Source organism: Rhizobium sp. BR 317, assembly GCF_047445835.1.
Taxonomy (GTDB): Bacteria; Pseudomonadota; Alphaproteobacteria; order Rhizobiales; family Rhizobiaceae; genus Rhizobium; species Rhizobium paranaense.
Genome location: NZ_JARWLB010000001.1, coordinates 248,034 through 262,252, shown reverse-complemented (window position 1 = coordinate 262,252; position 14,219 = coordinate 248,034). Strand labels below are relative to the sequence as shown.

Here is a 14,219-nt window from a genome sequence, read left to right as displayed (position 1 = left end):
TCATCAGATCATCATCGCGCGAAACTTCATAAAGCTGCATCTTACTCGTTGTGAGGTTGAAATATGAGGGAATTGAGCAGCATAGCCGAAGGAGTTGCCCATCTTAGGGGCGTCGATCGCATCCTCATCATGGGGTGCTCCGGCGGAGGCAAATCAACGCTGGCCCAGAAAATTGTCGCTCGCCTGGACCTGCCTTACATCTCGATGGATCGCGAGTTTTTCTGGCTGCCGGGCTGGGTAAAGAGAGACAAGGCCGAGGAACGTGCTCTAATCGCGGCCAAAGTAGCCGAGGATCGGTGGCTGATCGATGGAACAGGGCCATCAAGCTTTGATCTGAGGTTACCACGCACAGAGCTTGTCCTTTGGGTACGCATGCCGCGCTGGGTATGCGTATGGGGAGCTCTATCGAGAGCGCTGCGATGGCAGGGGCGGTCGCGCCCCGATATGGCGCCGGGTTGTCCCGAGCGCATCGATTGGGAATTCCTGCGTTACATCTGGGATTGGGAGCGCAAGTTTGCTCCTAAAGTGCTTGCCGGCCTCGCTCAACACGGCCCGGATGTGCCTGTTCTGCAGCTAAAATCCCGCGGCGAAATGCGCAGGCTTCTTGATCTTCTGAGCCGTCCTGCTTAATTGCCGCTCATGCCTCAGTTTGAAACCCACCGCCCTGTTCCGCATTCGCCTGATCAGATGTTCGATCTCGTTGCCGATGTCGAGCGCTATCCGGAATTCCTGCCGCTTTGCGAGGCGCTGGTTGTCCGCAACCGCAAGGAGCGCGACGGCAAGATATTGTTGGTCGCCGACATGACTGTCGGCTACAAAGCGATCCGCGAGACCTTTACGACACAGGTACTGCTCAACAAGGCGGAACGGGCGATCGATGTGAAGTATATCGACGGGCCGTTCAAATATCTCGACAACCGCTGGCGCTTCACGCCGTCGGAAAACGGCGGATGCAGCATTGATTTCTTCATCGACTACGAATTCAAGAGTCGCATCCTTGGCGCCCTGATGGGATCGATGTTCGATCGCGCTTTCCGTATGTTCACGGATGCCTTCGAGACACGCGCGAAGAAGATCTACGCCTGAAGCGGGGGCGCGGTGCTACTTGCCAAGAGTGATGAGCATTTCCAATGCGGTCTTTAAGGTGGCGAGCCGAACCTTGTCGCGGCCGATATCGCCATAGCGCATTTCATGATGGATGAGGCCGCCCGTGCGTGCCTTGGCGGCGAGGTGAACGAGGCCGACCGGTTTGTCCGCAGAGCCGCCGCTCGGTCCGGCGACGCCGGTCACGGCAACGGCAAGATCGGCGCGCGAGCGGAAAAGGGCGCCATGAACCATCTGCAGTGCCGTCTCTTTGGAAACGGCACCGAACTGCGCCAGGGTCTGCTCTTGCACGCCAAGCATGTCCATCTTCGCCGTATTCGTATAGGTGACGAAGCCGCGGTCAACGACTGCCGATGAGCCGGGAATTTCCGTCAAGGCACCCGCGATCAGCCCGCCGGTGCAGGATTCCGCCGTGGCGACCATCCAGCCCTTGGCCGCGAAATCTGTGATGATGCCCTGGGCGAGCGCCAGAATATCGTCGGGAAAATGGGTCATGCCTTTCCTCCCCGATAAACCACCGTCGCCGTAGCAATGGCCGCAATGCCCTCGCGGCGCCCGACGAAGCCGATCTTCTCGTTCGTGGTCGCCTTCACCGAGCAGCGTTCAAGGCTGATTCCCAGGAATTCCGAGAGTTTGGCGCGCATCGCTTCGCGGTGCGGCCCGACCTTCGGCGCCTCGGCGATCAGCGAGACATCGGCATTCATGATCGTACCGCCGTGCTCGCGGACGATCTTTGCCGCATGTTCGATGAAGATGCGGGAAGGGGCGCCTTTCCATTGCGGATCGGAGGGCGGAAAGTGATCGCCTATATCGCCGGCGCCGCAGGTGGCGAGCAAGGCGTCGGTCAGCGCATGCAGCGCGACATCGGCGTCGGAATGACCCTTCAGTTTTTGATCATGCGGGATGAAGACGCCGCAGAGCATGACGCCGTCGCCCGGCTCGAGTTGGTGGACATCGTAGCCGTTGCCAGTGCGCACATCCGGCAGCAGATCGGCGGAGAGCTTTTCATCGGCCATGGCGATATCCCTTTTGATTGTCAGTTTGACATTGTCGGCGCTGCCGGCAACGAGCGTTACCGGCAGATCGCTCCATTCGGCGATCGCCGCATCGTCGGTGAAATCCGTCCTGTTTTCGGCTGCAGCCTTTTGATGCGCCGCCAGAATATCGGCGAAACGGAAGGATTGCGGCGTCTGCGCGGCGTAAAGGCCCGAGCGCGGCACGGTTTCGGTCACCAACCCAGCCGCATCGCCTCGTTTCAACGTATCCGTCACCGGCATGGCGGGTAGCACGGCGGGTGCGCCTTTGGCCAGCGCCGCGGCAACGCGATCGAGCAGATCATGGTCAAAGAAAGGACGCACGGCGTCGTGGATCATAACATGCGTAACGCCGGCATTTTCCAACTGCCTAAGCCCGGCAAGCACCGATTGCTGACGGGAGGCGCCACCGAAAGCAATCTCGACCTCTGGCGAATCGGCAACCTGTTGCAGCGCGGTTTGCAGCAATGTCTCGTCGTCGCGATGGATGACGATCACAATCTTCTGCGCCTGTGACCATGTCACGAATTTTTCAAGCGTATGCGCAATAACCGACCGGCCGCCGATCAGGCGGTACTGCTTCGGGCCTTCCTCGGGCGATCCCGCCCGCTCGCCGCGTCCGGCAGCAACGATCACGATTCCGATCGACATCGGTTGCATTGAGTGCATTTGCGTCATAAACCCCCAGGGATGAAAGGCTTTCGCTCCAACATGAGCTCCAAAAGTGTAAAGCGGTTTTTGGACAGCATCATGCCAAGCAGATCGCCAAAGCGGGATCTCGCTCCAGCAGGGTCTATCGCCTCGAATGGGTATTTTCCAGCATTCGCCCGAAAAATATCGGCATTCTCCGAAACCCCTTGGCAAGCTTCATAAGACTGTCTAAAAATAGTGCAGATATATGGTGTGCCTGAAAGATAATCATTTGTTTCCGTCCGAGCTTGCAGCCCCATTTTCCATCGGCCCCGTGCCCATCCGCAATCGCGTGATCCTCGCGCCGATGTCGGGTGTGACCGATTTGCCTTTTCGTCAGCTCGCTTTGCGCTATGGGGCTGGCCTCGTCGTGACCGAAATGGTCGCCAGCCGCGAGCTGGTGCAGGATACGGCTGAATCCTGGGCTCGCCTGAGAAGCGCCGGGCTGAAGCCACATATGGTGCAACTGGCAGGTCGCGAGGCGCATTGGATGGCCGAGGCGGCGAAGATCGCCGCTGACAATGGCGCCGACATCATCGACATCAATATGGGTTGCCCGGCCAAGAAGGTCATCGGCGGCTATTCCGGTTCGGCGCTGATGCGCGATCCGGATCATGCGCTGAGCCTGATCGAGGCGACGGTCAAGGCTGTCGATGTCCCGGTAACGCTAAAGATGCGGCTCGGCTGGGACGAAAATTCCATGAACGCGCCGCACATCGCCCGCCGCGCCGAGGAAGCCGGGATTCGGCTCGTCACCATTCATGGCCGCACGCGCATGCAGTTTTATGAGGGCAGGGCAGATTGGGATGCCATCCGCGCCGTGCGCGATGTCGTCTCCATTCCGCTGGTCGCCAATGGCGATGTTGACACACCGGAGGATGCTCGCGAGATCCTTCGCCGCTCCGGCGCCGATGCCGTCATGGTCGGTCGCGGCTGCCAGGGGCGGCCTTGGCACGCGGGCGTGCTTGCGGGACACCGCCATCCGGACCGCAGCGAGATCGCCGATATCGCCCTTGAGCACTATCAGATGATGCTCGCGTTCTATGGCGAAGCCGTTGGCATTCGTCATGCCCGCAAACATCTCGGCTGGTATCTGGACCGTTACGCTCCCACCATAACGGGCGCTGAAAAGGCAGGAATCATGACTTCGAAAGACAGCCGGGAGGTGGCGGCATTGTTCTATGCGGCGCTGCAGGACGGCTCCGATCTCGCCCAATGCGCCCAGGAGGCTGCATGAGTTCCAAATCCAATTCCGGAGCCTCGGATCACACGGGCAGCGCCGTGGCCATGGCCGTTCTCAACGCGATCCAAAACCCGGTCGTCATGGTCAATGAGGCCGGCCTGATCGCCTTTGCCAATTGGGAGGCCGAAGCCTTCTTCGGCGCCAGCGCCTCGCATCTGTCGCGCTATGAGATTTCCACCTTCATTCCTTTCGGCAGCCCGCTGCTGGCGCTGATCGACCAGGTGCGCGAACGCCGCGGCCCGGTCAATGAATACCGTGTCGATCTCAGCTCGCCGCGCCTCGGCCAGGACAAGCTGGTGGACATCTATGTCGCGCCTGTTTCGAGCGAACCCGGCTCCGTGGTGATCGTGTTCCAGGAACGGTCCATGGCCGACAAGATCGACCGGCAATTGACGCATCGTGCTGCCGCCCGTTCGGTGACCGGTCTTGCCTCGATGCTGGCGCATGAGATCAAGAACCCGCTCTCCGGCATCCGCGGTGCCGCCCAATTGCTCGAACAATCGGTAGGGGATGACGACCGCGGGCTAACTCGCCTCATTTGCGAGGAGACCGATCGGATCGTTTCGCTGGTCGATCGCATGGAGGTCTTTTCCGACGAACGTCCGATCGACCGCGTGCCGGTCAACATCCATTCCGTTCTCGATCATGTGAAGGCGGTGGCAAAAGCCGGTTTTGCGCGCAACATCAAGGTCACCGAGAACTATGACCCATCCTTGCCGGCGGTCTATGCCAATAGAGACCAGCTCGTGCAGGTCTTCCTCAATCTGGTGAAGAATGCTGCCGAAGCCGTTGGCGACCGGGCGGATGGCGAGATCGTACTGACGACGGCCTATCGTCCGGGTATCCGCCTTTCGGTCGCCGGCACGCGTGAGAAGATCTCGCTGCCGCTGGAATTCTGCGTGATCGACAATGGCCCTGGCGTGCCCGCCGATCTCCTGCCGCATCTCTTCGATCCGTTCATCACGACGAAGACCAATGGCACCGGCCTTGGTCTCGCGCTGGTCGCCAAGCTCATCGGCGATCATGGTGGGATCGTCGAATGTGACAGCCAGAATCACCGCACCACTTTCCGCGTTCTGATGCCGGCCTCCAAAGGCATCACGCTTGAAGACGCTCCTCTTCCGAACTCCACAGGGACTACTCGATGACAGCCACGATCCTTGTCGCCGACGATGATGCGGCCATCCGCACCGTGCTCAATCAGGCTTTGAGCCGCGCGGGCTACGATGTACGCATCACATCCAACGCCGCCACGCTTTGGCGTTGGGTTTCCGCCGGCGAAGGCGACCTCGTTGTAACCGACGTCGTCATGCCCGACGAAAATGCCTTCGACCTGCTGCCGCGCATCAAGAAGGCACGGCCGGAGCTGCCCGTTCTGGTCATGAGTGCGCAAAATACCTTCATGACGGCGATCAAGGCTTCCGAAAAGGGTGCCTACGATTATCTGCCGAAGCCCTTCGACCTGACGGAGCTGATCGCCATTATCGGCCGCGCTTTGTCCGAACCGAAGCGCAAGCCTGCCAAGCTCGATGACGACATGCAGGACGGCATGCCGCTGGTCGGCCGCTCTGCGGCCATGCAGGAAATCTACCGCGTTCTGGCGCGTCTGATGCAGACCGACCTGACGCTGATGATCACCGGCGAGTCCGGCACCGGCAAGGAGCTCGTCGCCCGCGCGCTCCATGATTATGGCAAGCGCCGCAATGGCCCCTTCGTCGCCATCAACATGGCGGCAATCCCGCGTGACCTGATCGAATCCGAATTGTTCGGCCATGAGAAGGGCGCCTTCACCGGTGCGCAGACGCGCTCGACCGGTCGCTTCGAGCAGGCCGAGGGCGGCACGCTGTTTCTCGACGAAATCGGCGACATGCCGATGGACGCCCAGACCCGTCTGCTACGCGTCCTGCAGCAGGGCGAATATACGACCGTCGGCGGCCGCACGCCGATCCGCACTGACGTCCGCATCGTTGCCGCCACCAACAAGGATTTGAAGCAGGCGATCAATCAAGGCCTCTTCCGCGAAGATCTCTATTATCGCCTCAACGTCGTGCCGCTGCGCCTGCCGCCGCTGCGTGACCGCGCCGAGGATATTCCCGATCTCGTCCGTCATTTCGTGCAGCAGGCGGAAAAGGAAGGACTGGGCTCGAAGCGCTTCGACCAGGAAGCCCTGGAACTCATGAAATCCTATCCCTGGCCGGGCAACGTGCGCGAGCTGGAAAACCTCATCCGCCGCCTGATGGCGCTCTATCCGCAGGATGTCATCACCCGCGAGATCATCGATTCGGAATTGCGCGCCGACGTGCCCGATAGCCCGATCGAAAAAGGCCCGGTCCGCACCGGCAACATGACCATCGCTCAGGCGGTCGAAGAGAACATGCGTACTTATTTCTCGAGCTTCGGCGACAATCTGCCACCGCCGGGGCTCTATGATCGCGTTCTCACCGAAATGGAATATCCGCTGATCCTTGCCGCACTGACCGCGACCCGCGGCAATCAGATCAAAGCCGCCGATCTGCTTGGCCTTAACCGCAATACATTGCGCAAAAAGATCAGAGAGCTGGGTGTTTCCGTCTATCGGAGCTCCCGCACGGCTTGACAATGTGATTGGATGCGTTGCATTTTCGCCACAATGCGTTGCTTAAAGGTCACGCAGCCGGTTCACAGTTTTTGCGGTGGCGATTCGTCGAGTGTGTTCCTGTGCAAGGGGAAATTGTTTATTAGTTTCAGCTCATTATTCGAATGATTTGAAACGGAGGTTTCGCATCAGATACGAAGCCGAATGACGGTTCCTCCTTTGCCTGTCGCTCTTGCCGCCGCCAAAGCAGTGCGATTGCAATTTTGGCCAGGGCGCCGACCGCCGCCCGCGCCCGGAGACGATGGGAATGAAGCAGGACGCGGGGTCGCCGACAACGAGCGACGAGGCGGTCGTCAAGGTGACGGACCGTCGTGCATCCTTCGCCCTTCCTGGCCTGATCTTGGCCGGCGGCGCGCTTTTGTGCGCGATCGCCACGCTTCTGATGCTCCTGGGGCTGACACCGGTCGCCCCCACATCATCCGTCGTCTTCACTTCCGTCGTCATCAACGGCCTGTTCGTTCTAGGTCTGATCGCCCTGATCGCGCGTGAAGTCGCACGCCTTGTGAAAGCCCGCAGCCGCGGCCGCGCGGCGGCGCGCCTGCATATCCGCATCGTCGTTCTCTTTTCTATCGTCGCCATCACCCCGGCGATCCTCGTGGCCATCGTCGCCAGTTTGACGCTGAATGTCGGCCTCGATCGCTGGTTTGCGCTGCGCACGCAGCAGATCATCAGCTCCTCGCAGAATGTCGCTCAGGCCTATCTGATGGAGAATGCCAGCTACCTGCAGGGCCAGACCGTTTCCATGGCGAACGATCTGGAGCGCAATCGCACGCTCTACAGTCTCGATCGCACCGGTTTTGCCGATCTGATGACCAGGCAGGCCAAGGGCCGCGGCTTGCTCGGCGCTTTCCTGGTGCGTCGTGACGGCAGCGCGATTGTTCAGGCCGACATCAAGACCGAGCGTCCGCTGCCGGCAATTCCGAAGGATGCGCTCGAAGCCTCCGCCGACGGCCAGCCGACCCTCATCCCGCCTGGGGTGACCAATCTCGTCGGTGCCATCATCAAACTGGACGAGATTCCCGGTTCCTTCCTCTACACTGTCCGGGCCGTCGATCCGCGCGTCATGAACGCCATGCGCATGGTCGAAGACAACACGGCCGAATACAAGGCGATGGAAGAGGGGCGCATGTCCCTGCAGATCGCCTTTGCGGTGCTCTACATCGGCTTTGCGTTGATCGTGCTTCTGGCGGCGATCTGGACCGCAATCGCGGTTGCGGACCGCATCGTTCGGCCGATCCGGCTTTTGATCAGCGCCGCCGACAATGTCGCGTCCGGCAACATGAACGTGCTGGTGCCGGTGCGCGCGGCCGATGGCGACGTCGGCAGCCTGTCGCGCACCTTCAACAAGATGATCTCGGAGATACGCACGCAGCGTGACGAGATCCTCGAAGCCAAGGACGAGGTGGATGACCGCCGTCGCTTCATCGAAGCGGTGCTCTCCGGTGTGACCGCGGCCGTGATCGGCGTCGAGCACGACCGGCGCATCACCATTGCCAACACATCCGCCGAAGAGCTGCTGACCCTGAAGAGCGATGAACTTGTCGGCAAGAACCTGGCCGATATAGCCCCAGAGGTCGAGCAGGTCGTGACGGAAGCGACGACCCGGCATCGCAACGACTTCCGCAAGCAGATCAGCCTGGTGCGTGGCGGCACGGTGCGGACGCTGAGCGTTCAGGTGACGCGCGAGGAGTCGCGCGATTCGAATGAATCCTACGTTATCACGCTCGACGACATCACCGATCTGGTCATTGCCCAGCGCTCGACCGCTTGGGCCGACGTTGCACGTCGCATCGCCCATGAGATCAAGAACCCGCTGACGCCGATCCAGCTTTCCGCCGAGCGAATCCGCCGCCGCTTCGGCAAGAACATCGCCGAGGCCGATCGTCCGGTCTTCGATCAATGCACCGACACGATCATCCGCCAGGTGGGCGATATCGGCCGCATGGTCGATGAATTCTCCTCCTTCGCCCGCATGCCGAAGCCGACGATGGAACCGAGCGACCTGCGCGACATCCTGCGTGACGCCGTGTTCCTGCGCGAAATGGGCAATAACCACGTCAAGTTCGAACGCGAACTCGGCGAGGAGCGCCTGGAAGGCATGTTTGACACGCGCATGCTGGGCCAAGCGTTCGGAAATCTTATCAAGAACGCCGTGGAGGCGATCGAAGGCGTGCCGAGCGGCGAGACCCGCGAGGAGCCTAAAGTCCTCGTACGTTCATTCCTGGATGCCGAGCGCGACCGCTTTACGGTCGACGTCATCGACAATGGCCGCGGCCTGCCGGTCGAGAACCGGCACAGCATTCTCGAACCTTACATGACGATGCGCGAGAAGGGGACGGGCCTTGGGCTCGCGATCGTCAAGAAGATCATTGAAGACCATGGCGGGCAGCTAGAACTGCACGATGCTCCCGCCGATTTCGACCAGGGCAGGGGTGCCATGATCCGCGTGCATTTGCCACGCCGTGAGCAGGCCTCCGTCGCCCCGACAGCAAGTGACAAGGAAAGCGTATATGGCATCTGATATTCTCGTGGTGGATGATGAGGAAGATATTCGCGAAATCGTTTCGGGAATTCTTTCGGATGAAGGACATGAGACTCGCACCGCGTTCGACAGCGACAGCGCTTTGGCGGCGATCTCCGATCGAGCACCGCGGCTGATCTTCCTCGATATCTGGATGCAGGGCAGCAAGCTCGACGGCCTGTCGTTGCTGGATGAGATCAAGACGCGCCATCCGGAACTGCCGGTGGTGATGATCTCTGGCCACGGTAACATCGAAACTGCCGTCTCCGCCATCAAGCGCGGCGCATTCGATTTCATCGAGAAGCCGTTCAAGGCCGACCGGCTGATCTTGATCGCCGAACGGGCGCTGGAAAACTCCAAGCTGAAGCGCGAGGTCTCCGAGCTGAAGCGCCGCACCGGCGACGCCGTCGAGCTGATCGGCACATCGGTTGCCGTTTCGCAGCTTCGCCAGACCATCGACAAGGTCTCCCCGACCAACAGTCGCGTGATGATCTTCGGCCCCTCTGGTTCCGGCAAGGAACTTGTGGCCCGCATGATCCACAAGAAGTCGACGCGCGCCAACGGTCCTTTCGTCGCGCTGAACGCCGCAACAATCACCCCCGAACGGATGGAAATCGCCCTCTTCGGCACCGAAGGGTCGCCGGGCCAGCCGCGCAAGATCGGCGCTCTGGAAGAGGCGCATCGCGGCATTCTCTATCTCGATGAAGTCGGCGAGATGCCGCGCGAGACGCAGAACAAGATCCTGCGCGTGCTGGTCGATCAGCAGTTCGAGCGCGTTGGTGGCTCGAAGCGCGTGAAAGTCGATGTGCGCATCATATCGTCGACCGCCTACAATCTGGAAAGCCGGATCGCCGAAAGCCTGTTCCGCGAAGATCTCTATCACCGCCTCGCTGTGGTGCCTGTGCGTGTGCCGGCGCTCGCCGAGCGGCGCGAGGATATTCCATTCCTCGTCGACCAATTGATGCGCCAGATTTCCGAGCAGGCTGGCATCCGCTCGCGCCGCATCGGCGACGACGCCATGGCGGTGCTGCAGGCGCATGATTGGCCGGGCAATATCCGCCAGCTTCGCAACAATATCGAGCGCCTGATGATTCTCGCGCGCACCGATGGCCCGGAGACGCCGATCACCGCGGAGATGCTGCCGACCGATCTCGGCGACATGTTGCCGAAGGTATCCGCTAAGAACGACTATCACATCATGACGTTGCCGCTGCGCGAAGCCCGCGAAATGTTCGAGCGCGACTATCTGATCGCGCAGATCAACCGCTTCGGCGGCAATATTTCGCGCACCGCCGAGTTCGTCGGCATGGAACGCTCCGCGCTGCACCGCAAGCTGAAGTCGCTCGGCGTCTGAAATCCTTTGCGCGGCAGTTCCGATCTGCCCCGCAACCCTCTCATATTCTTATGAAATTCTGATCAGGGTCCGCCATGCCGAGAATAGCTTATGTGAACGGCCGTTACGTCAACCACAGCGATGCAATGGTCCATGTCGAGGATCGCGGTTATCAATTTGCCGATGGTGTCTACGAGGTCTGCGAGGTCCGTCACGGCTTGATCGTCGATCTGAGCCGCCATCTCGACCGTCTCAACCGCTCACTCGGCGAACTGCGCATCGCCTGGCCGATGAGCCGCGCGGCGCTGATCCATGTGATTCGCGAGACGCTGCGCCGCAATCACGTCCGCAACGGCCTGTTCTATCTGCAGGTGACGCGCGGCGTCGCCCGCCGTGATCATGTCTTCCCGGCCGAAGGCACGCCGTCCTCGATCGTGGTCACCGCCAAGAGCACCGATCCGTCCGTCATCGCCAAGAAAAATGCCAATGGCATCAAGGCGATCACCGTGCGCGACAATCGATGGGATCGGGTCGACATCAAGTCTGTCGGGCTTCTGCCGAATGCGCTGGCTCGCCAGCAGGCCAAGGAAGCCGGCGCACAGGAAGCGATCTATATCGATCATAATAGTATGGTGAAGGAGGGGGCTGCGACCAACGTCTGGATCGTCGATACGGATGGCAACCTGGTCACACGCCCGGCGGAGCACGGCATCCTGCGCGGCATCACGCGCACGACGCTGATGGATGTCGCCGCGAAACTGGAGGTCACCGTTGTCGAGCGTTTCTTCTCCGTCGAGGAGATGATGGCGGCGCGCGAAGTGTTCATTACGGCCGCCACCAGCATTTGTTTTCCGGTGGTTGCCATCGACGGCCAGACGATCGCCAACGGTCATCCCGGGAGCGTTTCGCAGAAAATTCGCGAAGCCTTTTTCGACGTTGCGGAAAAGACTGCGATTTGATACCAACATTCGCTGGAGAGGAGAGAGTGAGGGTATCTCCTTTCCGGGGTCTCAGTATATCTTGATATTTCACCGGCTTAGGCTGGCAAAAAAGAAAGAAGCGGCGCGATGGCGGAACGTTCTCAAAACTTGCAGGACCTATTTCTCAATACTGTTCGCAAGCAAAAGATTTCACTCACAATCTTTTTGATCAATGGCGTAAAGCTCACGGGCGTTGTTACGTCCTTCGATAATTTCTGCGTCCTGCTGCGCCGAGACGGCCATTCACAGCTCGTCTATAAGCATGCGATCTCGACGATCATGCCTGGCCAACCGATGCAGATGTTCGAAAGCGAAGAAGTCGCATCCTAACTAGGATTTGCCGTTATCACGACACGCGATACGAAAAACGATTCCATCATCCCGGAAACTGCGAAGCATCGGGATGACACGCATGCTGTCGTCATTGTGCCCGTCCTGAAGCAGGCGCGCGCGTCGCGCTCCGCGCAGGCGGATGGGGCGACGACCATCCGTTCCCCCGAAAGCCGGCTCGAAGAAGCCAAGGGTCTGGCACTCGCCATCGACTTGAACGTCGTCAATGGCTCGATCGTGCCGATCAGCGATCCGCGTCCGGCGACACTTCTCGGCACCGGCAAGATCGAGGAAATCCGCGCGCTACTCGACGAATTCGATGCCGGCTTGGTGATCGTCGATCATCCGCTGACGCCGGTGCAGCAGCGCAATCTCGAGAAGGAATGGAACGCCAAGGTCATCGACCGCACGGGTCTGATTCTTGAAATCTTCGGCCGCCGCGCCTCCACCAAGGAAGGCACGCTGCAGGTCGATCTTGCGCATTTGAACTACCAGAAGGGCCGGCTGGTTCGAAGCTGGACCCACCTTGAGCGCCAGCGCGGCGGTGCGGGCTTCATGGGCGGCCCCGGTGAAACACAGATCGAAGCCGACCGGCGCATGCTGCAGGAGCGGATCATCCGGCTCGAGCGCGAGCTGGAGCAGGTGGTGCGCACCCGCCAGCTTCACCGTGCCAAGCGCAAGAAGGTGCCGCATCCGATCGTGGCATTGGTGGGCTACACCAATGCCGGCAAGTCGACGCTGTTCAACCGGATTACCGGTGCTGGTGTCCTGGCCGAGGACATGCTGTTTGCGACGCTCGATCCGACGCTGCGGCGCATGAAGCTGCCGCATGGCCGCACCGTGATCCTTTCCGATACCGTCGGCTTCATTTCCGACCTGCCGACCCATCTGGTGGCCGCTTTCCGCGCCACGTTGGAAGAAGTCCTGGAAGCCGACCTGATCCTGCATGTGCGCGATCTCTCCGATGATGACAATCCGGCGCAGAGCGCCGATGTCATGCGAATCCTCGGCGATCTCGGCATCGGCGAGGCGGAAGGGGCGGAGCGCATCCTCGAAGTCTGGAACAAGATCGACCGACTGGAGCCGGAGGCGCATGATGCCATCGTCCAGAAGGCATCGACCGCTGAAAACGTCATCGCGGTCTCGGCAAGGAGCGGCGAGGGCGTCGATCGCCTGATGAACGAAATCAGCCGCCGGCTCTCCGGTGTCCTGACCGAGACGACGATCACGCTGCCCCTCGACAAGCTGGCATTGTTGCCGTGGCTCTACAATTACGCCATCGTCGATGGCCGCGAAGACAACGAGGACGGCACCGTCACCTTGGATTTGCGCTTGACCGAGACGGAAGCGGCGGAGTTGGAGCGGCGCATGGGCAATGGTCCGAAGCCGCAGCGCGAGGATTGGGAATAGACGTCCTAGAGTGGTTCAACTTTTCACAGAAGAACCGCTCTATCCCTTTGTTTTTTCCGCAATTCCGGACGGAAAACCGCTTCGCGCTGGATTTGCTCTATTCAGCGAGCTGACGCTCGATCGCCTTCGCCGCCTGCCAGATATCTTCCATCCGCTCCAGAGAAGCGCCGTCGAGAGTTTCCCCTTCGGCGGCGAGTGTCGTTTCGATGTGATTGAAACGGCGGCGGAATTTCGTGTTCGTGCCCCGCAATGCCTGCTCGGGCTCCGCGTTCACATGCCGGCCGATGTTGACGACGGCGAAGATCAGGTCGCCCAGTTCGTCGCTGACCTTGGCCTTGTCGCCGCTTGCAAGTGCCACCCGCAATTCGTCGATTTCCTCCTCGATCTTGTCGAGGATCGGCTCGGGCGCTGACCAGTCGAAGCCGACCTTGGCGGCGCGTTCTTGCAATTTCAGCGCCTCGGTCAAAGCGGGGAATGTGCGTTGCACCGAACCGAGAAAACCGGTTTTGAAATCCTCGGAGATTCCCCGGCGTGCCCGGCGCTCGGCGCGCTCGCGCTTCTCTTGCGCCTTGATCTCTTCCCACTGCACTTTCACCGCGTCGGGCGTATCGGCGCCGGAGACAGCGAAGACATGCGGATGCCTGCGGATCATCTTGCGGGTAATGGCTTCCACTACATCGCCGAAGGAGAATTCGCCCGCTTCCTCAGCCATGCGAGCATGGAAAACGACCTGCAGCAGGAGATCGCCGAGCTCTTCGCAAAGATCGTCCATATCCCTGCGTTCGATCGCATCGGAAACCTCGTAGGCTTCCTCGATCGTATAGGGCTTGATGGTCTCGAAGGTCTGGACGATGTCCCACGGGCAACCGGTCTCGGGGTTGCGCAGTGCCGCCATGATTTCGATCAGGCGGGATATGTCTCGCGATGCTTCCATCGTGG

General features: G+C 60.4%; 13 protein-coding genes. 10 read left to right on the top strand and 3 right to left on the bottom strand.

The window, feature by feature from the left end; genetic code table 11:
• Positions 1–63: 63 nt before the first annotated feature.
• Together QD357_RS01245 and QD357_RS01240 are read left to right on the top strand one after the other, a co-directional pair.
• Positions 64–630, top strand: a complete 567-nt coding sequence (locus QD357_RS01245) for an AAA family ATPase (RefSeq protein ID WP_107107960.1) — start codon at positions 64–66, stop codon at positions 628–630.
• Between the two features lie 9 nt (positions 631–639).
• On the top strand, positions 640–1,086 hold the full coding sequence (locus tag QD357_RS01240) for a type II toxin-antitoxin system RatA family toxin (RefSeq protein WP_028753141.1): 447 nt from the start codon (positions 640–642) through the stop codon (positions 1,084–1,086).
• A gap of 15 nt (positions 1,087–1,101) precedes the next feature.
• Here QD357_RS01240 and QD357_RS01235 read toward each other — a convergent pair whose 3' ends face one another.
• Together QD357_RS01235 and QD357_RS01230 are read right to left on the bottom strand one after the other, a co-directional pair.
• Positions 1,102–1,599 (bottom strand): CinA family protein, encoded by a 498-nt coding sequence (locus QD357_RS01235; RefSeq protein WP_028753142.1) that lies wholly within the window; start codon positions 1,597–1,599, stop codon positions 1,102–1,104.
• Positions 1,596–2,816 (bottom strand): bifunctional 2-C-methyl-D-erythritol 4-phosphate cytidylyltransferase/2-C-methyl-D-erythritol 2,4-cyclodiphosphate synthase, encoded by a 1,221-nt coding sequence (locus QD357_RS01230; protein WP_107107961.1) that lies wholly within the window; start codon positions 2,814–2,816, stop codon positions 1,596–1,598. The genes QD357_RS01235 and QD357_RS01230 overlap by 4 nt, the downstream gene beginning before the upstream one ends.
• A 220-nt stretch (positions 2,817–3,036) precedes the next feature.
• Here QD357_RS01230 and dusB point away from each other — a divergent pair, with 220 nt between their 5' ends.
• The 8 genes from dusB (at position 3,037) to hflX (ending at position 13,280) form a co-directional block, all read left to right on the top strand.
• Complete coding sequence (gene dusB, locus QD357_RS01225; protein WP_107107962.1) at positions 3,037–4,065, top strand: tRNA dihydrouridine synthase DusB; 1,029 nt, start codon at positions 3,037–3,039, stop codon at positions 4,063–4,065.
• Positions 4,062–5,219, top strand: a complete 1,158-nt coding sequence (locus QD357_RS01220) for a two-component system sensor histidine kinase NtrB (protein WP_107107963.1) — start codon at positions 4,062–4,064, stop codon at positions 5,217–5,219. The genes dusB and QD357_RS01220 overlap by 4 nt, the downstream gene beginning before the upstream one ends.
• On the top strand, positions 5,216–6,667 hold the full coding sequence (gene ntrC, locus QD357_RS01215; RefSeq protein ID WP_107107964.1) for a nitrogen regulation protein NR(I): 1,452 nt from the start codon (positions 5,216–5,218) through the stop codon (positions 6,665–6,667). Before QD357_RS01220 ends, ntrC begins: the two co-directional genes overlap by 4 nt.
• A gap of 286 nt (positions 6,668–6,953) precedes the next feature.
• Entirely contained in the window at positions 6,954–9,227 is a 2,274-nt protein-coding gene (locus tag QD357_RS01210; RefSeq protein WP_107107965.1) for a sensor histidine kinase NtrY-like, read from the top strand.
• Positions 9,217–10,581: a sigma-54-dependent transcriptional regulator gene (locus QD357_RS01205; RefSeq protein ID WP_107107966.1), complete on the top strand. Its 1,365-nt coding sequence runs from the start codon at positions 9,217–9,219 to the stop codon at positions 10,579–10,581. Before QD357_RS01210 ends, QD357_RS01205 begins: the two co-directional genes overlap by 11 nt.
• Before the next feature lie 74 nt (positions 10,582–10,655).
• Positions 10,656–11,519, top strand: coding sequence for a D-amino-acid transaminase (locus tag QD357_RS01200; protein WP_107107967.1), 864 nt, complete (start codon positions 10,656–10,658; stop codon positions 11,517–11,519).
• Between the two features lie 108 nt (positions 11,520–11,627).
• A complete protein-coding gene (gene hfq, locus QD357_RS01195; protein WP_007693481.1) occupies positions 11,628–11,870 on the top strand; it encodes an RNA chaperone Hfq in 243 nt (80 codons plus the stop codon).
• A gap of 48 nt (positions 11,871–11,918) precedes the next feature.
• Positions 11,919–13,280 (top strand): GTPase HflX, encoded by a 1,362-nt coding sequence (gene hflX, locus QD357_RS01190; protein WP_181316057.1) that lies wholly within the window; start codon positions 11,919–11,921, stop codon positions 13,278–13,280.
• A 97-nt stretch (positions 13,281–13,377) separates the two neighbouring features.
• Here hflX and mazG read toward each other — a convergent pair whose 3' ends face one another.
• Positions 13,378–14,214 (bottom strand): nucleoside triphosphate pyrophosphohydrolase, encoded by an 837-nt coding sequence (gene mazG / locus QD357_RS01185; RefSeq protein WP_107107969.1) that lies wholly within the window; start codon positions 14,212–14,214, stop codon positions 13,378–13,380.
• Positions 14,215–14,219: the final 5 nt, after the last annotated feature.